The sequence below is a fragment of the Paenisporosarcina quisquiliarum genome (assembly GCF_027563315.1).
GTDB lineage: Bacteria > Bacillota > Bacilli > Bacillales_A > Planococcaceae > Paenisporosarcina > Paenisporosarcina quisquiliarum.
On sequence record NZ_JAMKBJ010000006.1, the window covers coordinates 178,102 to 202,525 of the forward strand.

The following is a 24,424-nucleotide window of genomic DNA, read 5'->3' on the forward strand; positions in this document are numbered from 1 at the left end:
AAAAAAGGTTTGCGCTAGTTCACTGTGAACAAGTTCCAAGCAACAAACACTTTCTCAAGTTAAAAAAATCCCCATAACTCAATGAGTTATGGGGGCAATAAATTATCCGCGTTTAAGCGTAGGAGGAATTTCTTCAGGATCCACCATAATTTCGATGACAGTTGGACCTTTATTCGAATTAGCGAATATCAGGGCTTCTTCAACTTGTTGGGCGGTGAAACAGCGGAAAGAAGCTGCACCCAGAGATTCTCCGAAGAGACTTAAGTTGGCTGGGTATTCATAGACCGTTCCTACTGAACGACCCAAATTATAGCGCATCCCTTTATCGACCATATCGAGGCGTCCATTATTCAAGACAATAAATGGAATTTGCAAGTCATGGCATACTGCTGCAGATATTTCGGTGCCGTGCATCATCATACAGCCGTCGCCAGTCAGGCAGGCGAGAGCTTGTTCTGGATTTGCAAATTTAGCACCAACCGCATAGCCAATGGCATGTCCCATTGTTCCGAAGACATCGTCCGCAAAGAATGTGCCTTCTTGTTCAATATCGAAATGTTGAATCGCATAGAACGTATGGCTACCATCATCACCAAACAGGATGGTTTCCGCTGGCAGATGTTTGCGCATTAATTGGATGGCCGTTACAGCTGACAGTCTCTCTGTTGGAGAAGGAAGAATCTCAACTTCAGTTGTTTCTTTCTCCATGAAAGTTGTTGCTGCAATTTCTAAAAATGCTGGATCTAGTATTGCGCGTAAATTCGTTTTGGCGTCTCCAATGACAGGAAGGGTAGGAACAGGAAGCGACCGACCGATAAATGTAGGCTCTATATCGAACTGAATGACTTGTTCTGGCATCATGTTCATTGTAAAGCCCGCTAACGTCATATCGGTTAGTTTTGTACCGATGACAAGTAACAAGTCTACGCCGTCATTTAAATAATCAGTTGCTGCTTGCGTTCCCCCAAGACCGAATGGACCAAGATGTCCAGGATGGTCTGTTCGAATGGAGCCTTTTCCGCCTGGTGTAGTAATAATTGGCACATTATATTGAAGTGATAGTTGGCTCACTTCTTCATAAGCCTGTGAAATATGAACACCTTTCCCAATAAACAGGAGAGGTTTTTTTGCTTTCTCCAACAATGATTTCACTTCCCCCATATAAGGAGAGATTGCAGGTTCCAATGCCGGAAGAGATAAATTAAATGGTTCGACTTCTTCCATTAATACATCAGCAGGGATGGATAAATGAACCGGTCCTCTTGTTCCAGTCAGTGCTTTTTGAAGTGCATGCTGGAAGTATACTTGGAACTGATCCGCTCGTTCGACTCTCGCACTGAAGAGTGTAACAGGTTCGAACATTTTTACGAGATCGGTTCCAAAGATACTTGAATCCTGACCCATTGCACGTCCTGAGTCTTTTACTGAAGGGTGTCCGGTAATGAAAAGTACTGGCAGATGATAAGCTTTTGCTTGTCCGGCTGCAGTGATTAAGTTCGTTCCGCCTGGTCCTGAAGTGCCGATAGCAACGCCAAGTGTATTGTTTTGGCGTGAAAAGCCTCCAGCCATAAAGCCGGCACCCGACTCGTGTCTGCTTAATATAAATTCAATTTCGTTCTTTTCCATTGCAAGAAGAAGCGGGACAACCGCTTTACCGGGAATACCGAATGCGTGAGTTACTTGAAATGATTTTAAATGCTCGACCAATAATGATGCGACTGATTTCATGGATGAATGACACCTCTAGATGAATTGAATTCATATTTTTTTTCGAGATCGCTAGCAGATAACGGTTTGCTGTAATAGTAACCTTGTATTTCGTCACATTTTAAATTTTCAAGGAAGTGTAGCTGTTCTTCTGTTTCGACGCCTTCTGCAATCACTTTTAGGTTCAAAGCATGGGCGATGGATATGATGGTGCTTACGATTTGAGCATCTTTCGGTCCATTCATCATGTCTCGAACGAAGCTTCGGTCGATTTTCAATCGATGAATATGGAAGTTCTTCAAGTAATTTAGAGAACTGAAACCCGTACCAAAGTCATCGATAGCAATTTGTATGCCTAGTTCATGCAATTCTTCCAAAATCGAAGTGGAACGAACGACATCCATCGTCATGGATTCGGTGATTTCTAGTTCTAAGCCGTGCGGTGCAAGACCTGTTTCTTGCAAGACTTGTTTGACTTTATCCACAAGACGTTGCTTTAAAAACTCCTGAGGAGACAAGTTAATGGATAGTTTAAGTGTAGTCAGGCCTTGGTCGTGCCATTTTTTCATCTGACGGCATCCGTGATTGAGAACCCATTCTCCAAGGTGCACCATCAATCCCATTTCTTCAGCCAGTGGAATGAAATCTGCTGGAGGAATAAGTCCGAGTTCGGGATGATTCCAGCGTAATAAGGCTTCCACGCCCACAACTTGATTAGTATGCAAGTCAATTTGCGGTTGGTAATGAAGCATTAGGTCGTTATTTTTTATGGCTAATTCGAGCTCAGATTCTAGCGTGAGCTTCTTGAGAGACTCCTCATTCATATCCGAATTGTAGATGCAGTACCCATTTTTTCCTTGGTCTTTTGCGCGGTACATAGCCGTATCGGCATGAAGGAAAAGGGTGTTAATATCGGTTCCGTCATTTGGATACAGGGCGATTCCAATACTCGTACTTACATGAAACTCAAGGTTTTGAAGGAAAAATGGCTTACGAACGACTTCAATGATATCGTCCGCCATTTTTTTCACTTCTTCAAGAGAATTAAAGTCAGCCAAGGCGATTGTAAATTCATCGCCACCCATGCGAAACAGTTTTCCTTTTTCGAGTAAATAATCATTCAGCCGTTGTGCGATTTCAACAAGTAACGTATCGCCTTTTGCATGACCTAACGTATCATTAATTAATTTAAAACGATCAAGATCGAGCAGGAAGACGGCCAACGAAATGTCTTTGCCTTTTGCTGAATTCAGAATGCCATTTACATAATTATGGAAATAGCGTCTATTAGGCAATGTTGTTAAATCGTCATGATGTGCGTGATGTTGCATAAGTAATTGATTTTCATAGCGTTCGGTTATATCACGGAAGCTGCAGACTGTGCCAATGAAATATTGATTGACACTATAAATTGGACGACCGTCAAATAAGCAAATGGTTTCTTTAACCGCATTTGGTTTCTGGAATTTCACTTCAACATCAGAAAAACTTTCTTTCGTCTGGATGATTTTTTCAATCCAGTCATCAAGAATTGCCAGTTCAGATGCAGGTTTTTTAAGGACATCCTTACGTTTCAATCCCGTCAGTTTTTCTGCATATGGATTAAATTCCATAATCCGACCATATTGATCCGTCAAAATCATGGCAGTATGTGAGGATTCTGTTAACACTTGATTCAGCACATTCAAATCTTTGTTTTGTTCTTGCAATTGTATTTCACGTTCAATACTCGTTCCGACAATCGAAAGCAATGAAAGGAGCAAAGGATCTTCAAAGTTCAAAGCAGTCATAATGGAAACTGTTCCGAGAGTGCCATTCGTACGGTGATCTTTAAAAGGCACAGAATAACAAGCCGATTGGCAGAGGAAATTATGATAGTGCTGAGAACCTACTACTTCAACCGGTAGATTATGGTTTAATGCAAGGCTGATACAATTGGTTCCATTGTAATTTTCAGTAAACTGAACCCCTGGTCTAAAGCCAAGCTGTTGAATCACATCTTTGATCGTGTTGTCACCTTCGATATACGTAATGATACCTTGATGATCAGTAACAACAATCAAAAGAGGTGTTCCTTTCACCATTTTCAAAAATTCTGGAATGAAAAATTCAACTACTTTTAAAACTTCTTTATTCTCTCTTTGAATTTGGTGAAGTTGTTCCTGGCTAATCTCAATTGGATCCGGAATTATGGTCGGATCCAATCCCCATTTTTCACACCTGAGTTTGGACTCCTCGATTAGCTGGCGATTTAATTGTTGTGCGGGCATTCGTATCACCTCTTTATAATAAATTATTGCGGAATTTTAAGGGAATAATTGATATTTTTACAATATATAACATTATTTTTGTATTATAGTAGCTTGTTCTACATTATATTATAGTAGATAAAAGGTGATTTTACCTACCTAATTATGAATAAAGTCGAATAAAGTCGAAAAAAACAATTAAATTTGTTGTTATATTATAATAAAGTTTTCTCTAATTTTGATGTGATATATTTTTGACTAGTCTAATAACAACATTAGAGTTGACGGTAGAATGATAGATAGGGTTAGATAGTAAAGTATGTTGAAAGAGAAGAGGAATATTATGCAGCCAGATCAACGAAAAAAAATAATTGTTCTCATGATAAATATGTTTATAGCAATCGGGAGTTTTGGGATTATCATTCCAATTTTACCCGCTTATCTCATGTCAATCGGTGAAGGGGGCATGGCGGCAGGACTAATGATTGCCATTTTTGCAGGAGCACAGTTCGTCATGTCACCGATTGCCGGTAAATGGGCAGATCAGGTTGGGCGTCGCAAGATGATTATTGCAGGTCTAAGCGGCTTAACACTTTCCATGTTTGTGTTTTATTATTCGGATTCAATTTGGATTCTGTACACATCGCGCGTGATCGGTGGTATTGGAGCAGCCTTACTAATTCCTGCGATTTTCGCCTATGTAGCGGATATCACGACGATGGATCAACGCGCGAAAGGAAATAGCTACATTTCCGCAGCGATGTCACTAGGTATCGTAATCGGACCAGGCATCGGCGGATTTTTGGCAGATTATGACTTAAAGCTCCCATTGCTCGTATCTGCATTGGTTTCTTTGGTCTCTGTTATATTCTCTGTCATTGTATTAAAGGAAAGCAGGGAAGCGGGAGAAGACGTAGGACCGGTCAAACAGGAACCAATGGTGAAAAAACTCGCGCAGTCTGTACACAAGCCATACTTCATTCCGCTGGTCATTACACTCGTCATGAGCTTTGGTTTGATGGCATATGAGTCGGTCTTAGGCCTGTTTGTTGATAATCAATTTGGTGCCACGCCAAAACAGATCGCGGTGATGGTGACGTCAACAGGAATCGTAAGTGTTGTCATGCAATTACTGGTAGTGGATCGTCTTGTTCGCCGATTTGGTGAAGGCGTAATACTAAATTTCTTTATTGCGCTGACCGCTGTGTGTTTCTTCCTATCTTTATTTGCTTCCACGTATGTACTGTTCTTTATGATTACGTTGGTTGTATTTTTAGCGACATCCATCTTACGACCGGTATTGAATACACTTATATCGAAGCTTGCCGGAAATGAGCAAGGTTTCGCAATGGGCATGAACAACGCCTATATGAGCATTGGAAATGTAGTAGGCCCGCTCCTTGCAGGTGTCTTATACGACGTTAATATTCTGTATCCATTCCTGCTAGGTTTTGTCGTGCTGGGAATTACAATCTTAGTGAGTGTTGTGTGGCAGAGGAAAAAAGCAATTGTGTTTGTGGATTGACTTTTTGGAGTGTAGAGATTTCGTTGGACAACTGGGATGTTTCGTTGGACAATATGAAAATTTCGTTGGACATATCTCGAATTTCGTTGGAATCACGAGATAAAGAGCTTTTGAATTACCCCGCCTGCTGATGCTTGGCGGGTTTTTTGATGGGAGAGAGGACATTTCGTTGAACGAATTAAGAGTTTCGTTGGACAAATCTCAAGTTTCGTTGGAATAGGAGACAATCACAAACAGATAAAACTTTTGGCAGCAGCCAAAAGCAGTAAATGGATTTTTAAATATTAATAGAGAATTAAAAGGGCAGCCGAAATTGTATCTTCGGCTGCCTATTTTCTATAGTCTGGTAGACGAATCTTTAGTTAACCAAAAGGATTGGGATAGTGTATAGCATCGGTTTTTGTGTGCGTTCAATCGATTCAGATTGAGATTGGTCAAGATATGGTTGGCTGCAAATTTGTCTTTTAGTTCGAGATAGTGGATGCATTCCCTGTTTGTGATGGTGTTTTTAAAAAGGTAAAACCATTCCTCGATTGCTTGTTGTTGCATGAGTTTGGTTGAGATTTTACATGTCGGACAGTGTTTTTTGTTCATTATTTTAAGATGACAGTTTGGACATATTAAGCCCTTTCGAATGTGTGTCTGATCTAGATGAATGGTCTGGGCGAGAGGTTTTGGCATAAATTCGGTAGATTTCGAAGTGATTTTTCCAAGCAAACGATGAAATGTACTCGAGGTAATGACGTCGGACATTTCGTTATACTCATCGATGTGATCAGTTATATCGCAACCCATTGTGATTTTAGCGAACTCTGGTGGTTGAGCAATATGTGTTTTGGAGTAAGCGAATACGATTAAGCCTTTGACCGGAATATTTACTTTAGATTGTTTCAGGAGGATTTGGAGTTTTTTGATGTGTCTTTTAAGTTGTTGTTCGGGACATTTGTAAGTAGTAATTGCTCCATCCAGTTCTCGAACGAGCTGGTAAGGATTTCGTTGAAAGAAAACTTTCCCTTTAATATTTTTTATCTCTAGGACAGCTATGTATTTTTGGGTGATTATCAGGGTGTCTATTTGGAGGTATAAATTATCGTTGATGGGAATGTGAATGTCTTTAAGAATAGCATGATTTTTTGGAAATGAGACTTGCTTTAAGAAGTTATCCACGTAGCATTCTCCGTAATATCCGGCTTCCATCTGCTTAATTTTTGATTTGATTTCTAAATGAAGGGGGTGGTTTAAGGAGACTCGGTGAAGAAGTCGTTTATAGATTTGTATTGTTTTGGGTGGAATACGCTGTGTATCGATAGAGATCCTCCTTTAGTCGACTTAGTTGATTTAGTTAGTTTGAAAATAGCATATTCACTATGAGAAATGCAAATTAATGGAAGAACGAATTTATGAACTAAAAACTTGGTTGTACGAGTTAAGAGTTTCGTTGGACAATTGGGCTATTTCGTTGGACAAAGCGCGAATTTCGTTGGACTCGCTAAATCTAGAGCATTAGAATGGCCCCACACGCTGAAGCTTGATGGGTTTTTTGATGAGAGAGCGGTCATTTCGTTGGACAAATCTCAAGTTTCGTTGGAATCGCTAAATCAAGAGCATTAGAAGAGCCACGCGAGCTAACGCTTGGCGGGTATCTTGATGTGATAGCAGTCATTTCGTTGCACGATTCCAAAGTTTCGTTGGACGATATAAAGATTTCGTTGGACAATTCCAGAGTTTCGTTGGAATCGGAGAATTTCAAACGATGGCTGTCACAAACAGAAAAAGCTTTTGGCCAGCCAAAAGCAGTATATGGATTTGTGAAGTATTAAATAGAAAGAAGGGCAGCCGAAATTGTATGTTCGGCTGCCTGTTTTCATTGTATTATTTCCAAGAGTCTTTGTAGTTTTTTAGTTCCTCAAGTGAGACGAAGGTTGGAATCGAGCTGCCTTTAAATGTATCGATGATGAATTTCTCGACTTTTTCGGAGTGATAGATTTCCACTAATTTTTGTAGTTCTGGTCGATCAACATCACCTGATTGAGCCGCGATAATGTTAATGTACGGCTTAGCTGTCGCACTTTCATGGAACAGCGCATCCTCGAGTTTCAAATCTGCTTCAACAGCAAAATTGTTATTAATGATGGATGCGTCTGCGTCGTCAAGGAAACGTGGTGTGTTACCTGCAGCGACCGGTTCGATTTTCAAGTTTTTCGGGTTGTTTTTAATTTTATCGATTGAACCAATTCCTTCGAAGTCATCTGTCAAAGTAATCAGTCCCGCTTCTTGAAGCAAAAGTAGGGCACGGCCAAAGTTTGTTCCTTCGTTAGGCAAAGCGATTGTTGCACCTTCAGGCAGGTCATCAAGCGTTTTGTGTTTTTTTGAGTGGATGGCCATAGGTGCAATGACGGTTGAACCGATTGCTTCCAAATCTAGTTTCTGGTCCGCTTTGAATTCGTCAAAATATGAGATGGTTTGGAAAGCGTTGGCGTCGATTTCGCCTTCAGCAAGAGCGATGTTCGGTTGAATGTAGTCGTTGAATTTGACGAGTTCAATGTTCAAACCTTCTTCCTTTGCAATTCCTACGATGTAATCCCAGGTGCGTGTGTCACCGCCACTAACGCCTACTTTGATGGTATCTGAATCCTTAGCGTTTCCTTCGTCCTTGCCGCAAGCTGCCAGCAAACCTAGTGTTAATACGATGAGTACCAATGCGATTTTTTTCATTTTCCTACCTCCAATAATTATCTTCTTCTTATTTTTTTTGAAACCATGTTTCCGGTTGATTGTAATAATTGAACAATGATCACAAGTGCTGCGACGGTGACGACCATGGTCATGGTGTCAAAACGTTGGTATCCATAGGTCAGTGCCAAGTCACCAACACCGCCAGCCCCGACTGCTCCAGCCATGGCGGATGCTCCAACCAAGCCGATTGTTGCAGTGGTAAAGGTCAGAATCAGTGAACTCAAGCCTTCCGGAATCAAAAATTTAAAAATGATTTGTGGAACTGTTGCGCCCATGGATTGAGCGGCTTCGATAATTCCTTTATCGACTTCCAGTAACGAGTTTTCGACAAGCCGGGCAATGTACGGTGCTGCGTAAAAGACGAGCGGGACGATTGCGGCGTTCGTGCCAATGGCTGTGCCCACAATCAGTCTGGTCAAAGGAATGATGGCGACGAGTAGAATGATGAATGGTACGGAACGTAAAATGTTGATAATGGGATTCAAGATATTGAATATCCATTTGTTATCCAAGATATGACCTTTTCGTGTGATGACGAGCAGTATGCCTAGCGGAAGACCGATTAGTGCCGAAAAAATCAGTGAAATAGCCACCATGTAAAGTGTATCGCCAAAGCCAACCAGTAGTTGTTCGGTTGTAATTTCCATGCCCCATAATGTATCAGTCATACAGTTTCACCTCCTGAACGATAAACCCTTCGTCTTTGATGTATGTAAAAGCTTTTTGAATCTCCGACTGCTCACCGGTCACTTCGATAATCAAGTTGCCAAAAGGCGTATCCTGGATTTCAGAAATGTTTGCCGAAAGAACGCTTAAATGTACGTCATATTTCTTGGCAATAGTCGAAAGTAATGGCTGACTAGATGTGTTGCCGACAAAATTTATTTTCCAAATAATCGGCTGCGTACTTGATATGGCAGCATTGCTGAGAACGCTTTGAGGAATCTCATCATGAATAACTGTTCGTACGAAATTCTTCGCAATCTCCGTTTTGGGTGAGGCAAAGACGTCAAATACTGATCCTTGCTCTACTACGCGTCCGCCTTCCATGACGGCTACTTTATTGCAAATTTCCCGGATGACGGACATTTCGTGCGTAATGAGGAGAATGGTAATGTCATATTCCTGGTTAATTTTCTTGAGCAGCTGCAAAACTGCGCTGGTCGTTTGTGGATCAAGTGCTGATGTGGCTTCATCACACAGCAGAATGGAAGGGTTTGTAGCTAGCGCTCTTGCAATACCAATCCGTTGTTTCTGACCTCCCGATAGCTGTTCAGGATAGTTTTTGGCTTTGTCTGCAAGCCCTACGAAGTCTAGCAATTCTTCAACACGCGTTTTGATTGTTGCTTTTGGCGTTCCTGATAATACGAGCGGAATGGCAACGTTATCGAAAACAGTTTTGGAATTCAGCAGATTGAAGTGTTGAAAGATCATCCCAATTTTTTTCTTCTGAGCTCTTAGCTGTTTTGGCTTCAGTGCAGTCAGTGGCTGTCCGTCAACGAGTACTTGCCCGGTGGATGGGCGTTCGAGCAGATTGACCAATCTGATGAGTGTGCTTTTCCCTGCACCGCTATAGCCAACCACGCCAAAGATATCTCCTTTTTCAACAGTGAGGTCTATACCTTTTAAGGCTTCAACCGTTTGCTTTTTGGTTTGGAATGATTTCGTTACTTGTTGGAATTCAATCAAGTGGTGGTCGCCCCTTTCTATGTCATGTTCGTTATCAAAGAGGGAGCAAAGGGGAGGGGCAATAAAAAAAGCCCCTTCTGTCGATAGACAGAAGAGGCATACGTATGCAAAGAAAATGTGGACACAAATCCACAGAAAATTAGCTCGAACACTCCTTCTTATCTATCGAACAAATAATTGTCCGCTGGAATTAGCACAGTATTTTTACACGAAGTAAAAACCCGCTGCTGAGGTATCATAGGGCCAGGCCCTCCACATCTCTTGATAAGAAATCACGCATATTTAATTATGTTGTTCACTATAGTCTGAATAATTCAACCTGTCAACCACTTAAAAATAGTCGGAATAAATAGATAATTATAGTGAAGTAATAAATTTTATCGCTATAATAGTATCAACGTGGAATGAATATCATAGGAAATCAAGTGCAAATATTAGCGAGTGTATCGGGAAAAATGTTGAATTTTAAGGGGATGTGTCATGAGTATTCGAAGAAATTTTTATTTGGCAGACGAAACACTTCACCATATTTTACGAAAAGGATTGCAGCCAGATTTTTTGGCGTATGCAAATGAAAAGTTGAGTGATTTTGGAGAACGCGTGGCGAATGAAATAGATGAGCGTGCACGGCATACAGACCGAGAAGGTGCTCCAAGTTTGGTGAAATTCGATCGATACGGGGAAGATGTTTCGCATGTTTGGGTCAATGAAGGCTATAAGGCAACGGTGAAGGAGACCTATGAAACAGGCATTGTCGGCTATGTTCATAAAGAAATTCCCGAACTTGGACGTAAAGGAAGCTATTTATACAGTTTTGCGCAAGGCTATATTTTGTCTCAATCCGAAGCTGGATTTTACTGCCCTGTCACGTTGACGATGGCGACTGCATTCTTGCTGGAGCATTATGCGGATGAAGAATTGAAAGATCGATTTTTACCGTATGTCTGTGCCACTGGGGATACGGAATTGTTTGAAGGAGCTACATTTCTAACTGAGAGGCAAGGTGGCTCTGATGTAGGCGCAAATGTGGTCAAGGCGATCCGCGATGGTCATCACTACCGATTATATGGTGAAAAGTATTTTGCCTCGAATGCAGGTATGGCTGGTATTGCAATGGTTCTTGCACGGATTGAAGGAGCTCCAGAAGGATCCAGGGGTTTGACCCTTTTCGCAGTCCCTTGTAGACAAGAAGATGGTTCCTTGAATGGAATTTCGATTCGGAGATTGAAAGACAAACTAGGTGTTCGAGCTGTACCGAGTGGAGAAGTGGAATTTGACGGTGCGGTAGCTTATGTCATGGGTGATAAAACGAATGGCTTAAAATATATGATGGAAGCACTGAATTTATCGCGAATTTGCAATGCAGTCGCATCCCTTGGAATCATGCGTCGCGCGTTAAATGAGGCTACTGAATACGCTCAACGACGAAATGCTTTTGGACGGAAGCTGGTTGAGTTCCCAATGGTGCAGGATTCTCTAGGGAAATTGACGGCGAAAATGGAAGTAGAACTTGTGACAGTATTTGATTTGATCAAGCTGTATGACAAGGTTGCTGCAAATGAAGCGAGTGAAGAAGAAGTCGTATTAAATCGGTTATTTATTGCCATTTTGAAAAAAGAAACTGCCGAGCAAGCCATTCATTTTGCTCATGAAGCAATTGAAATGCACGGTGGCAATGGCTACATTGAAGATTTTGTCACGCCTCGCCTGCTGAGAGATGCACAAGTCCTTACAGTATGGGAAGGTACGGCCAATATTTTAGGAATGGAAATTGTTCGGCTGGTCCGGAAATTCAATGCTCATAAACTCTTCGTGGAGACGATGGATTCAAGACTTAAAGATATTCCAATGAGTAACTTGAAACCGACTGTGGAGCGTGTTCTCAAACAATTGGAGGAGGACTTAATAATTTTTGCAGGTTTGGACGAAAGGATGCAAACATTTGAAGCAAAAAACATTGCCCAAAAGATGGCCCATGTTTACGAAAGTGTAATAGCAATTGAAATGGCAGAGAAAATGGGAGCACGTGCTGTGAGTTTAGCGGATGTTTATTTAGAAACGACTTGGAATTTGCGAAAGATGGGTGACCCCATGAAGACCTGCGATTTATACAAGAGAGCTTTTCAGTAATAATTCCCTAAATGAAACAGTGGCATGGTAGAGAAATTCAGCAAACATAGTCCTTTTTTAATATAGAGAAAAATCAGAAAATAAAAGATTGAATGTCGTATTTCATTCTATTAAACTAAATTTATAAGTCATTTGAATTTAAGGAGAGTTAACATAATGCCACAATCGTTTTCACAAATGAAAATTAATAGTGATGAATTTAATTGGAGTAATGAAGAGGGCCTATTAAAATATAATGAAGTCCCGACTATTCTCATATGGTATAAATCACTTGAAATTTTACTAATGACAATGGATGAATTGACGGGAATAGAAAAGACAAACGATGTTCTTCAAGCTTTTGGATTCCGACTTGGTCAGATGGTCGGACAAAATTACTCGGGACGAAATGATTTGGAAAATATATTAATTGAATACAGTGACCTGTATCGTAATGCAGGATGGGGAAATGTGAAAATCTCCACGTTCTCCAAAGAAGAAAAACGAGTGGTGCTTGAATTACATAATAGTTGGGAAAAAATAGTGTTCAAAAATCTTAGTAAAGAACAAGAAAGCATTATTCTACCGAATTTATGGGCAGGTTTAATGAGTGAGTTACTTCAAGAAAATATGGAGTATAAGCTTTTACGTAAATCTTCAATCGGAGATGAATATGAAGAGCTCCAAATGTTTGCCCAGTAAAAATCCATCGTTTTCATTTTCATTTAAATCAACTAAAATCACAATTCTTGGTTATAAGTTTGGATATTCGGGAAAAATACTATCGAACGCATACATCATAAGAAGAGGTGAATGGCAATGAATGAAAATGAGAAACAATCTGAAAGAGAATTCGCAAATCAAAATGCAACTGATCAGACGCAGAAAAAAGACGAATTAAGTAAAGAAGAGAAAGAAAAGCTTCAAGTGAAAGATGGCCAGAACAATCATCACGTTGATGAGCGTGGGGGCAACTAATCAAAAAACCGTGATCCCAATTGGGTCACGGTTTTTGTTTATTCATTCGGAAGTCTTTTTGCATTTTCTTGTTTAGCTGGTGAGTCATTATTATCTTCAGGTAATGATTCCTTAGATTTTGGTGCAGCTTTTTGCTGGGATTTCGGGAAAGATTGTTTTGCTTCTTTCTTCGAATCCTTGCTTTGCACACCTTCATTGTAATATTGGACGCTTGTCATAGCGCCTTCTTCCACCATACGGTTATCATCCGGATCGGTTGGATCAGAGAACCCGGCTTTTGTCATTTGTGATTGTTTTACATTTTGCGAGTTCATGAATGAAGACACTTTTGTCATCGTATTATGCATCATCACTTTGGCTTTATCACGATTCTCAGGTTTCTGTAAATACATATATGCCGTAGCAGCAAGTCCTCCAAGTAATAATGAACGCGTATTTCCTCTAGACATCGTCATCCCTCCAATTAATGTTAAAAAATTAGTTATCTTATAGTGATACCCACTTTCATATACAATCACACCTGTTCTTATATAAAACCTGTTGTTTTCCTGAAATAATTATTTGGTTGATGGGATGTATATTTCCTTAGCCTTAAGCTATTTTTATATTTAATAATACTATTTACTTATTATCCATTATTTTCTATGACTCTTTCGACTTATTAAAATTAAATATCAGAAATATTTAAAAAATTTAAAAGGAAATATCAATAGAGTGTCGAATCCTATTCTCTTGTAACGAAAAACAATTTAGAGAGGGATGGGAATGTTGAAAAATGTGTTCAAGTATTTTGTCGTATTTACAATTGTAAGCGCTTTATTTTTTCAAGGGGTAGGTCAAAATAAAGTTGCTGCCGAAGACGTTGCTGAACCAGTGATCAGAATCGGTATGGTACCTGATGTTCAATCCTTGAAAATCGGTGGTAAAGGAACATTTGATTTAGTAGATAAAGTTACTGGTGAAGTATTGTTCAGTGGCACGGATGAAGAGTTTTTGGTGGAATTGGCATCAACTGCTGAAATCAAAACTAATTATCGTTTGCAAGTTTCATTTACAACAAGCGAAGGGTATGTTGCGGATTGGTTATCTCGTGCCGAAGCTGCCGGATATTCAACCTACGTAGAAGATTATAATAACGGTTATCGTCTCCATATCGGTGAATTCCCTGCAGATGCATCATTCACAGTCCGCACAAATTTCAAAAATGATGTAATTGCAAAAGGTTTGGCGGCTAGTGATGCTTTTTGGAAAGTTGTAACGATCGTTGAAGGTGAAACGACAATGAAAGCAACGAAGAACGGGGAAGTCAAGTCTACTTCTAATCCGGTTCAAGTACTTGCACCTTCTGAGCGTGTAACGATAAATGGCAAAACATATCGTGGAATAGCAGAAGTTGGATTCAATAGCAAAGGGACATTAGCTGGAATCAATGAATTATTAATTGAAGAATATCTATATGGTGTAGTGCCACGTGAATTACCGCCAAATCCATATGGCGCACTTGAAGCACAAAAATCACAGGCAATTGCAGCCCGCACATATGCACTTTCTAATCCAGGAAAACGCAGTGCAGATGGGTATGATTTATTGCCGACAACATCTGATCAAGTATACGGTGGTTTTGAAGCGGAGCATCCGATTTCAAATGATGCTGTCGATGGAACAAGAGGAATTGTGGCAACTTATGAAGGCAAGTTAATCACAGCAGTATTCCATTCAACAAGTGGTGGATTCACTGCCAACAATGAAGATGTTTGGAATTCTGAAGCAACTCCGTATCTTCGCGCAACGCAAGTCGGACAAAAAGGGAATACGCTTAAATATGTTCCTGCCTTAGACGTTTATAAATTTGATGAAGAAGAACAGACGGAATCTCTTCGCGATGTGAAAACAGGTGATTTTGAAGCGGGCAAGTCAAAATATTACCGTTGGAACTTCGAGTGGACGGCTGAAGAAATCAGTGACATTCTAAGCACTTACTACAATCAAGAAGTCGGCAAAGTGCTTGAAATTAACGTGACGGAACGCTCAAGTTCAGGACGAGCAGCAAAAATTGAGTTTGTCACGGAAAATGGAACGTTCTATGAATACAAGGACCGAATTCGCTGGGCACTTCAATATATTAATGCCAGCGGGAATCCTGCCGTATTGTTGAGTACATTGTTTATCATCGAACCAGTAAAAGATGAAGTGACGGGTGAAGTGACTGGCTTCAAGACAAATGGTGGAGGCTGGGGCCATGGTGTCGGCATGTCACAAGTCGGCGCAGTGGGAATGGCTGAAGCGGGCTTTACGTATGACGTGATTTTGAAACACTTCTATAAAGGGATCGACTTGGAAACAAAATATTAAAAAAGTAGTTTGATAGTTTTGTTGAAAAAATGAATATATGAGAGTGGGGGGCAATACGTTTAACGGATTCTCTTTAGAGATAAAAACATTATATTAAAAATTTTAAAAGGCTGTTATTTCACACTTGAAGTAGCAGCCTTTTATTCTATACGCACCGCTACATGGGTTTTTGTAATGTGTCTAAAATCCCTGTAGTTTCGGATGGAATTTCTAACACTCATAAAAAAACACACATAGTGGTCTTGTTTAATTTGATAATAGTTTAGACATATAATATTCATCGACGAATTCCTCATCAATGTAAAGTGAGTCTCGTTTTATACCTTCGATTTCAAATCCCATTTTTTTATAAAGCCCAACACCTGCTTCATTTTCAGTTATCACTGTTAATTCTAAACGATGAATCTTATGGTTTAGAGCCCATTCTTCTAATCGCTGAAATAATTTAGTTCCTATTCCCATTCCTCTGTATTGATTTAAAATACCAATAACAATATATGCAGAGTATTTTGTTCTATTTGCTTGTCCGCCGATAGCAAATAAGTATCCTATTAATTTATTATTTTCTTCTGCAACAAATATTTCTGACTCATTTTCCTGTTTTATTGATTCAATTCTTTGTCGTTGTCTTTCTGAGCTCAATTTTCTTTCACCGGCTTCAAAGAGCATATATGGAGACTCGCTTTCAACTTTCTCTATTAAATTTGAAAGTCCCTCTGCATCATTAACCTCAATTTGTCTTATTTTCATTACAATTCTCCCCTTTTTTATTGTTTACATCTTGTTTCATTTTACACATTATACCTTGTAAGTGATTTTCTGTTGATTGCAGTGGAGGCGGCGACTTCGGCGGGAACAGCACGAGCTGAAGACCCCGGAAGAACGTAGTGATGAGGAGACTGAAGCCGTGCCCGCGAAACGCGTCCGCCGCAACGGAAATCTACATTTTCTTGCACCTATGAATTGAACCCGTTACAAATCGTTCCTCTCTCTTTTTAATTCACCCTATCATAATCGCACAACCAATTTAATAAACTTAAAATAAAATAACGAAATTTCATAGATAAGTTGAAAAAATATTTCAACAATTTATAATGAATTTAGAGAGTTGAAACACAAAAGGTGGAATTCATACGATGTATGTTCTTGGGATCGATGGTGGTGGAACCAAAACGACAGGAATGGTTGCTGACGAAAATGGAAACGTTTACATGCAAGCCGTTACTGGTCGAAGTAACCCCAACACCTTGTCACAGCAAGAGTTTGAACAAGTCATGAGTAATTTGATATTGGAATTAAAGATTCAGAGACCGGACATTTTCGAAGAGTTGACAGCGTGTTTTGCAGGTATGGCAGGAGTCGGGGAAAGTGGTCGTGACGTCGAAGTCGTGCAGTTATTAAAGAAGTACCTCCCCTCACAAACTGAAGTCATCGTAAAAAATGATGCGGTCAATGCTTTATATTCAGGTACGTTAGGTGCGCCAGGTATTGTGCAAATTGCCGGAACGGGAGCTATTGCTTTTGGAATGAATGAAAATCAAAAAATGGTCCGCTCCGGTGGGTGGGGCTATTTGTTCGATGATGAAGGGAGCGGCTTTTATTTAGGCAACGAGGCCCTCCGTGCGGTGTTTCAAGCATACGACGGAAGAGGCCCTGCTACTAAGCTGACGAATCTCTTCCTACAACATTTCAATGTGACGCGTGTTCCCGACATCATTGGCCAAGTATATGGCCAGGAACATCCGCGTTCCATTATTGCACCACTTTCACCCTATGTGGTGGAAGCGGCTAAGTCAAAAGATGAAGTCGCCATGAATATTATTCGAACAGCATGTGAAGCTATGATGTCATGCATTGAATCTTGTCATCGACAGCTTTTTAAAGCAGATCATTCTACGATGATTGTATTGTCGGGTGGGGTGTTTACGCATTCAAAATTATTTACTGAACTGCTGTCCGAACTGGCGATGAAGAAATCAATGCCCAATGTTACATTTCAGAAAACTCAAGTTCCTCCAGTTGGGGGTGCGATTATCGCGGCGCTGCAATCACAAAATCTTAAACAAGGAGAACAGTTTGCCAAACACATGAACGAACAAAGTAGAATTTGAGGTGAAACAAATGCAACGTGTACATATCCTCGACATGGAACCATCCATCATTGTAAACATGTGGAATGAAACAATTGGTCATTCTTTTCCAATGACGATTCCGTTATGGCGACAAAACACAATAAAAGAGCCCAACGTTTTAAATGAAGCATCCATTGCCTTGATGGAGGATGGAGAACTCCTTGGGTTTGTTGTGGCCAAGCGTTATCAGGAAAACCTGTCAGCTGCTATGGCAACACATATGGGCTGGATTCAATGCTTACTAGTAAGAGATTCAGCTCGCAATAAAGGGATTGGCACGCGCTTGATCGAGCATGTGGAGAAACTATTTTCTAAGGAAGGAATCTCCGAAATTCGTCTGGGCCGTGATCCTTGGCATTACTTTCCCGGTGTACCTAAAGAAGACCCACATTCACTTGAATGGTTTAAAAAGAAAGGGTATGTTGCAGAATCCATCGAAACGGATTTGATCAAATCATTAGAAGCTACGACCCCTTACCAACTCACAAATCCGAACGAGCATTATCGCGTATTGACACCACAAGACTTACCTGAACTTCTCCAATTTCTTGAGCAGGCTTTCCCGGGGCGTTGGCATTACGAAGCACTTCATTACACAATAGTTCAAGGTACTGGCAGGGAGTTTATTGGCTTCTATGTCAATAACGAATTGAAAGGGTTTTGCCGGATTAATGATTCACTGTCACCATTCATCGCACAAAATGTTTACTGGTCTCAGTTGTTCGATGGAGCCCTTGGTGGTATTGGTCCGCTCGGAATCGAACGATCGATCCGCGGTCAGCAGTTCGGGCTCGATTTGGTCAAAGCTGCAGCAAACGAATTGATGAAAAGGCATGTCAATACTATTGTTATTGATTGGACTCAGCTTGTGCCGTTTTACGAAAAACTCGGATTTACCCCGTGGAAACAGTACGTCACGATGGCAAAAACGATCTCTGCAAAGGAGGAATCACATGAAAGAAAAAGTACGCACATTCTTGCAACAGGAAATAGATAAGCAAGTGACGCCTGGTGCGGTCATTCGAATTAAACATAATGGCAGAGTCATTGTGGATGAAGCACTCGGGATGAATAGTTTGCAGGAAGATGGCGTAGCTATGACGAAAGAGCATATATTCGACATGGCTTCATTGACAAAGGTTATGGCAACACTGCCTGCGATGCTACAGCTTTTGGATGCTGGGGAAATCCATCTTCACGATAAAGTGGCATCCTTCCTTCCCGGCTTTGCGAGACATGAAAAAGAATTTATGACATTAAAACAATTGCTGACTCACTCTTCTGGTTTGATTGCACATCGCCACTACTTTGCCCAAAAGTATACAACGACAGAAGTGTTGCAGGATATTTTTGAAGAAAAACTGTCTTATGCACCTGACAGCGACGTTATTTACAGTGACCTAGGTTACATATTATTGATGGCTGTTATTGAAAAAGTGACGGACCAACCGATTCAGGATTATGTTCAGCACTATATTTTCAAGCCACTTGGAATGAATAATACAGGATATCTTCCGAAATATGAGCGACATGAATTTGCCCCGACCGAGTATCTTGAACATTTACAGGACCATAAATATGGCATCGTTCATGATGACAATACCGAATTCATGGGTGGTGTGAGTGGACATGCTGGTTTGTTCTCTTCAATGGAGGATGTCTCGATTTTTACCACGATGCTTGAAAATGAAGGCGAGCATAACGGAAAACAAATCATTGACCCACGCTGGTTGGCGAAATCACGTGAAAATTTCACACCTTTTTCATCGGAGAGCCGAGGACTTGGCTGGCAATTAAAAGGAACAGGTCCGAATCCTTTCGGCGATCTTATGTCAGACAAAACTTATGGACATACGGGTTATACGGGCACCAATTTTTATATTGACCCGGTCGAGCAATTGACCGTTATTCTGCTAACGAATCGCGTGTACTTCGGTCGACAGGATCCAATCATTAGGTTACGTCCACGTTTACATAATTTAATCGTTACCAATTTACCTGAATAGGAGGAGTCCACATGCATTTAATGATTGTCGGCGCACATTGCGGTGATGGTGAAATTCAAGCAGGGGCAATCGCCCATAAGTATGCGCAGGCAGGTTACAAAGTGACGTTTCTTCATTTAACTGCTGGAGAAAAAGGGACACCAGCCCATCTCGATGTTGAAACGTATCGTCAGCAAAAGATTGTGGAAGCTGAAAAAGCGGCGGCGATTCTTGGCGGAACGAGCATTACTTTAAACCATCGTGACGCAGAACTTACATTTAATGAAGAGCTGACGAAAGAAGTGGCAACGATTTTCCGAAGAGAGAAACCGGATTTTGTCATCACTCATTGGATCAACAGCATGCACCCTGACCATCGTATTTGTCAGTTGGTCGTACAGGATGCCTGGTTAAAAGCATCTCTGCCGGGATTTGATTTGGATGGACTGCCACCACATGGCCTGCGACGCGTGTTTCATAGTGAAAACTGGGAGGACATGGACGGTTACGAGCCGGATATTTATGTCGATGTCACGGAATCTTTTGATGCTTACTTGGAAGCACTTTCTTGTTATTGGTTCATCATGAATTCCAAAAGCTTCCGCTACTTTGACTACTACAAAGCACTTGGCACGACGCGGGGCTGTCTGGCCCGTACGACATACGCCCAAACATTACAGAATTCGAAAGGTCTGCACGTTCGTCGTGAAGGACATATACCGGGATTCCCGATTTCATAAGGAGGAACAAAATGAACTTACATAAAAAAGTCGGTCGGTTGTTGATTGCCGGATTTAAAGGAACGACGATGTCACCTGAGATTAAACGTTTAATCCATGAATACCATATCGGTGGTGTCATCTTATTTGGACGCAATATCGGAACACCTCAGGAAATTTTAGCGCTGACGCAAAGCTTACAACATGAAGCAAAAACAGCAGGATACACATCGCCTCTACTCATTTGTATTGACCAGGAAAACGGTGTGGTACGAAGACTTGGAGAGGGAACGACCATCATACCTGGAGCGATGTTACTCGGTGCGACGCATGACCCAAACCATGCGTTTAAGGCAGGCCAGATGACAGGGAAGGAACTAAAGGCACTCGGTATTAACTGGAACTTGGCACCTGTTGTGGATATCAACAACAATCCGAAAAATCCAGTAATCGGCGTTCGTTCATTTGGTGAAGATGCTCAAGAAGTAACGGTCATGGCAAAGAACTCAATGCTTGGCATGCAGGAATCAGGTGTTATGACGACACTCAAACACTTCCCGGGACACGGGGATACAAGTGTAGATTCCCATTTGGATTTGCCCGTCATTGCACACGACTTGAAACGTTTGCACGAAGTGGAGTTGGTTCCGTTCAAAGAATGCATCGCAGCTGGAGCTGATGCCATCATGAGTGCGCATGTATATTTCCCGGCACTTGAATCACAAGCCAATACCCCTGCGACTTTATCACGGTCAGTCATTACGGGACTTCTTCGCGAAGAACTGGGCTTTGATGGGGTCGTAACGACAGACTGTATGGAAATGGACGCGATTGCCAAGGGGATCGGCACCGTTAACGGATGCTTAAAAGCTGTAGAAGCGGGCGTAGACCTTGTGATGGTGTCACACATCCATCAGTTGCAGGAACAATCGATCTTGAAAATCGTAGAAGCTGTGGAAAATGGCTTGATTTCAGAGCAACAAATCGACCAATCCATCGAACGAATCGAGCGTATGATTGCGAAGTATACGTCGTGGGCAGACATCGAAAATTCACGTGAACTCCCATCATTCATTGGTTCCGATGCGCATCACACTGAAATGAAATCAATTTACGAAGAAGGCATCACGCTAGTGAGTGGCGACGGTCAACCCATTGGACCGGATGACAAAGTGTTACTGATCTACCCGACCAATGAATATGCAACGATGGTCGAAGATAAACGTTATGCCACATTGTCGATGGCTGAAAAATTAAAGAAAGTCCACCAACATGTCGATATCATTGAAATTGAGCCTAGCCAATATGATCGTGTCATTTCTCAAGTTGTGGAAGAAGCAATGACTTATGATCGTATCGTGGCTTTGACATTGAATGCCGTGCAACACCCTAATCAACAAAAGCTCATTCATCAGTTGATTGAAACTGGTAAACCAGTGGATGTCGTCGCAATCCGAACACCGTATGATGCAGCGCAATTCCCGAAAGCGAACCGCATGATTTGTACGTATGAATTTACACAAACCTCTTTTGAAGTCGTTGCAGAATATTTAGTTGGCCAAACGAAAATTAACGGAAGGTTACCAGTCTCCATTGTGTAAGTGATATATTTTTTTAGAAAATTAAAAAAGTATTGATATTTTATTTTGAAACAACTAAAATATAGGTAAGCGCTTTCATATCACGCTTGCTTTTGAGGGGGAAGGTCATTGTGAAACCAATGCGAGTTTGTGGACTGATGTCTGGAACTTCCCTGGACGGACTGGATATCGCCATTGTGGATTTTTCAGGCGATGCGGAACAAGTATCGCATGAATTGAAACATTTCGTAACCATGCCTTACACGGAAGAATTGACTGCTCAACTGTTCCAACTGATGGACCCATTGGCACCCGTGAACAAAGTGTCATCGATGAACATGTATTTAGGCGAACTGTATGCTCAGTTAATCAAAGAATCATTAATAGATTCCGAGATTGACTACGAATCAATTGATCTAATCAGTTCACATGGACAAACGATTTGGCATGAGCCAACCGCCGATCAGGAACGCTTGTATGCTCGACCGAACACGATGCAAATCGGAGACATTTCAGCTCTTGCAGAATACTCCAGAAAACCAGTGATTGGGGATTTTAGGACGCGAGATATGGCGGCTGGCGGACAAGGAGCTCCGCTCGTTCCATTTGCAGACCAGGTTCTATTTCAATCCAAGTCTAATGGGAGAGTGCTTGTCAATATTGGGGGAATTGCCAATATAACGGTCATGGCACCAAGTACTCATACGCAAAATGTTATTGCGTACGATACAGGACCCGGGAATATGATCATTGATGCATTTGTCTTCAAACATTCGGAAGGCAAGCAAAGCTACGATTCAAACGGCGACTTGGCAAGTTCAGGCGTTGTACATGAAGAATGGTTGGACGAATTGATGAGGCATGAATACTTCTCCTATCCTGCACCGAAAAGTACAGGGAGAGAATTATTTGGAACTTCATACGCGGACGCCTTGTGGTCACAAGGTGATGATTACGGTCTGTCGTCTGTAGACAAGATTGCAACGGTCACAATGTTCACTGCTAAATCCTTGGCAAGAGAGATTCAGAAACACATCCAGACACACGATTTGAAAGAAGTATTTGTAAGCGGAGGCGGCGTGCATAATAAAACGCTTATGAATCATCTACAAGTGTTACTTCCAACACAAATCGATGTTAAGGCATCTGAAGCGATTGGTATGAATAGTGATGCGAAAGAAGCTTTTGTATTTGCTTTACTCGGGTACTTGGGTTTTCACAAAAAACCAAATAATCATCCTTCAACAACAGGGGCAACAAGACAGACAATTTTGGGGAAAATTGCTTGGTAAAACAACATATTTGGGGGGAAATGAAGAATGAAGAATGTGTTAAAAAAATCCGTTCTGACATTAGCATCTTTGGGCTTAGCAGCATCTGTATTGGCTGGCTGTAACGGCGATGCGGAAGAAGCGGGAAATGCTGACGAATTTAAAGGGAAAATCACGATTTGGGATGGTCCAAGATGGCCGGACAAAGATGATAATAAATACCACTGGTTAGAAGCAAAAATCAAAGAATATGAAGAAGCGCACGATGGCGTTGAAGTTGAATTGGTTCAAGTTCCTTGGGCTGAGATGGGCGACAAGCTTGGTGTTGCAATCGCAGGTAAATCATGGCCGGATATCGCGCCAGTGGATATCAGCGGAAGTTCAGTAAGTATCGATCATATCGAGCAAGGCGTTATTGAGCCACTGGATGCTTATTTTGATAAAGACGCAAAAGCTGATTTCTATGAAAATGCATTGGACGCTTACACGTATGATGGCAAAATGTATGGGATTCCTAATGCTATTACACTTCACTCGATGCTTCTGAATTTAGATTTATTTGAAGAAGCAGGGGTTACACCTCCTGAAGGCGGAGAATGGACATATGATGAATTCCTGGATGCTGCGAAGAAGTTAACGTTCGATCGTGATGGCGATGGAAAAACGGATGTGTACGGATTCTCAACTTATGTACTACCTGGATACTATGAGTCATGGCCTTTCTTCTATAAAAATGGTGGATCACCTTTGAACGAAGATATGACAGAGTTCACTTTTGACGACCCAGAAACAGTTCAAGCAATTCAAGATCTGGCTGACTTGAAATTAAAAGAAAACGCAGCTCCTGAAACATTGGGTGGTAACGATGTTGGTGGTACATTCCAAGCTTGGGCAAATGAAGAACAACGTACAGTTGCTATGCAACCTTGGGCAACTTGGGCTATTGGTGCAGCACAAGGTAAATACCCAACGAACTTTGCTGTAGCAAACTATCCAACAGGCAAATCCGATAAACCTGTAACAATCGGTGGTGTTGGTGGATGGGTAATGTTCCACCAAGATGAAGATGCTAACAAAAAAGCAGCAGTTGCTGACTTCATGAAGTTCATCTCTACAGATAAAGAACAATTTGTAATGGCTCAAAATTATGGTATCTTCCCAGCTCGCATCAGCGCATCTGAGATGGATCCTTTCAAAGACAACCCAGAAATGACGCGTGCAATGGAAATGTCAGATCAAGTGGTTATGCTTCCTCGTCATCCAGAATGGCAAAAAATTGATGAAGCGATTCAAACGCAGCTTCAATTAGTCTTCAATGGTGAAAAAACAGCTGAAGAAGCAATGGCGGATGCGAAGAAAACCGTCGACGAATTATTAAAATAATCAAGTTAA

20 protein-coding genes and 1 riboswitch are annotated in these 24,424 nt (G+C 41.2%); of the genes, 12 read left to right on the plus strand and 8 right to left on the minus strand.

Features of this window, described 5'->3' with window-relative positions:
• Positions 1–102: 102 nt before the first annotated feature.
• Together M9R32_RS09165 and M9R32_RS09170 are read right to left on the minus strand one after the other, a co-directional pair.
• On the minus strand, positions 103–1,728 hold the full coding sequence (locus M9R32_RS09165) for a thiamine pyrophosphate-binding protein (RefSeq protein WP_269926437.1): 1,626 nt from the start codon (positions 1,726–1,728) through the stop codon (positions 103–105).
• Positions 1,725–3,977 (minus strand): EAL domain-containing protein, encoded by a 2,253-nt coding sequence (locus tag M9R32_RS09170; protein WP_269926438.1) that lies wholly within the window; start codon positions 3,975–3,977, stop codon positions 1,725–1,727. Before M9R32_RS09170 ends, M9R32_RS09165 begins: the two co-directional genes overlap by 4 nt.
• A gap of 322 nt (positions 3,978–4,299) precedes the next feature.
• On the opposite strand from M9R32_RS09170, the gene M9R32_RS09175 reads away from it, so the two are divergent.
• Positions 4,300–5,481 carry an MFS transporter gene (locus tag M9R32_RS09175; RefSeq protein ID WP_269926439.1) on the plus strand — a complete coding sequence of 394 codons (1,182 nt, stop codon included), beginning with the start codon at positions 4,300–4,302 and terminating at the stop codon, positions 5,479–5,481.
• Between the two features lie 336 nt (positions 5,482–5,817).
• Here the strand turns inward: M9R32_RS09175 and M9R32_RS09180 are convergent, their stop codons facing one another.
• The 4 genes from M9R32_RS09180 to M9R32_RS09195 form a co-directional block, all read right to left on the minus strand.
• Complete coding sequence (locus M9R32_RS09180; protein ID WP_336283018.1) at positions 5,818–6,795, minus strand: nuclease-related domain-containing protein; 978 nt, start codon at positions 6,793–6,795, stop codon at positions 5,818–5,820.
• A gap of 558 nt (positions 6,796–7,353) precedes the next feature.
• Positions 7,354–8,196 carry a MetQ/NlpA family ABC transporter substrate-binding protein gene (locus M9R32_RS09185; RefSeq protein ID WP_269926440.1) on the minus strand — a complete coding sequence of 281 codons (843 nt, stop codon included), beginning with the start codon at positions 8,194–8,196 and terminating at the stop codon, positions 7,354–7,356.
• Between the two features lie 17 nt (positions 8,197–8,213).
• Positions 8,214–8,864: a methionine ABC transporter permease gene (locus M9R32_RS09190; RefSeq protein ID WP_269926469.1), complete on the minus strand. Its 651-nt coding sequence runs from the start codon at positions 8,862–8,864 to the stop codon at positions 8,214–8,216.
• Between the two features lie 13 nt (positions 8,865–8,877).
• On the minus strand, positions 8,878–9,906 hold the full coding sequence (locus tag M9R32_RS09195) for a methionine ABC transporter ATP-binding protein (RefSeq protein WP_269926441.1): 1,029 nt from the start codon (positions 9,904–9,906) through the stop codon (positions 8,878–8,880).
• A gap of 155 nt (positions 9,907–10,061) precedes the next feature.
• Positions 10,062–10,177, minus strand: a riboswitch (SAM riboswitch).
• Positions 10,178–10,386: 209 nt separating this feature from the next.
• Between M9R32_RS09195 and M9R32_RS09200 the strand changes: the two genes are divergently transcribed.
• The 3 genes from M9R32_RS09200 (at position 10,387) to M9R32_RS09210 (ending at position 12,993) form a co-directional block, all read left to right on the plus strand.
• On the plus strand, positions 10,387–12,036 hold the full coding sequence (locus M9R32_RS09200) for an acyl-CoA dehydrogenase family protein (RefSeq protein ID WP_269926442.1): 1,650 nt from the start codon (positions 10,387–10,389) through the stop codon (positions 12,034–12,036).
• A 156-nt stretch (positions 12,037–12,192) separates the two neighbouring features.
• Complete coding sequence (locus M9R32_RS09205) at positions 12,193–12,717, plus strand: hypothetical protein (protein ID WP_269926443.1); 525 nt, start codon at positions 12,193–12,195, stop codon at positions 12,715–12,717.
• Positions 12,718–12,834: 117 nt separating this feature from the next.
• Positions 12,835–12,993: a hypothetical protein gene (locus tag M9R32_RS09210; protein ID WP_269926444.1), complete on the plus strand. Its 159-nt coding sequence runs from the start codon at positions 12,835–12,837 to the stop codon at positions 12,991–12,993.
• A gap of 38 nt (positions 12,994–13,031) precedes the next feature.
• On the opposite strand, the gene M9R32_RS09215 is transcribed toward M9R32_RS09210, so the two are convergent.
• Complete coding sequence (locus tag M9R32_RS09215; protein WP_269926445.1) at positions 13,032–13,442, minus strand: hypothetical protein; 411 nt, start codon at positions 13,440–13,442, stop codon at positions 13,032–13,034.
• A gap of 316 nt (positions 13,443–13,758) precedes the next feature.
• Here M9R32_RS09215 and M9R32_RS09220 point away from each other — a divergent pair, with 316 nt between their 5' ends.
• Entirely contained in the window at positions 13,759–15,345 is a 1,587-nt protein-coding gene (locus M9R32_RS09220) for a SpoIID/LytB domain-containing protein (protein ID WP_269926446.1), read from the plus strand.
• 246 nt (positions 15,346–15,591) lie between these two features.
• Here the strand turns inward: M9R32_RS09220 and M9R32_RS09225 are convergent, their stop codons facing one another.
• Entirely contained in the window at positions 15,592–16,095 is a 504-nt protein-coding gene (locus tag M9R32_RS09225; protein ID WP_269926447.1) for a GNAT family N-acetyltransferase, read from the minus strand.
• 386 nt (positions 16,096–16,481) lie between these two features.
• Here M9R32_RS09225 and M9R32_RS09230 point away from each other — a divergent pair, with 386 nt between their 5' ends.
• From M9R32_RS09230 to M9R32_RS09260, 7 genes are all read left to right on the plus strand, one after another.
• A complete protein-coding gene (locus M9R32_RS09230; RefSeq protein WP_269926448.1) occupies positions 16,482–17,456 on the plus strand; it encodes an N-acetylglucosamine kinase in 975 nt (324 codons plus the stop codon).
• 10 nt (positions 17,457–17,466) lie between these two features.
• On the plus strand, positions 17,467–18,474 hold the full coding sequence (locus M9R32_RS09235) for a GNAT family N-acetyltransferase (protein WP_269926449.1): 1,008 nt from the start codon (positions 17,467–17,469) through the stop codon (positions 18,472–18,474).
• Entirely contained in the window at positions 18,431–19,483 is a 1,053-nt protein-coding gene (locus M9R32_RS09240; RefSeq protein ID WP_269926450.1) for a serine hydrolase domain-containing protein, read from the plus strand. The genes M9R32_RS09235 and M9R32_RS09240 overlap by 44 nt, the downstream gene beginning before the upstream one ends.
• A gap of 11 nt (positions 19,484–19,494) precedes the next feature.
• Complete coding sequence (locus M9R32_RS09245) at positions 19,495–20,202, plus strand: PIG-L deacetylase family protein (protein WP_269926451.1); 708 nt, start codon at positions 19,495–19,497, stop codon at positions 20,200–20,202.
• Between the two features lie 11 nt (positions 20,203–20,213).
• Positions 20,214–21,782, plus strand: a complete 1,569-nt coding sequence (nagZ, locus tag M9R32_RS09250; protein ID WP_269926452.1) for a beta-N-acetylhexosaminidase — start codon at positions 20,214–20,216, stop codon at positions 21,780–21,782.
• A 119-nt stretch (positions 21,783–21,901) separates the two neighbouring features.
• On the plus strand, positions 21,902–23,053 hold the full coding sequence (locus tag M9R32_RS09255; RefSeq protein WP_269926470.1) for an anhydro-N-acetylmuramic acid kinase: 1,152 nt from the start codon (positions 21,902–21,904) through the stop codon (positions 23,051–23,053).
• 27 nt (positions 23,054–23,080) lie between these two features.
• On the plus strand, positions 23,081–24,415 hold the full coding sequence (locus M9R32_RS09260) for an ABC transporter substrate-binding protein (protein WP_269926453.1): 1,335 nt from the start codon (positions 23,081–23,083) through the stop codon (positions 24,413–24,415).
• Positions 24,416–24,424 lie beyond the last annotated feature (9 nt).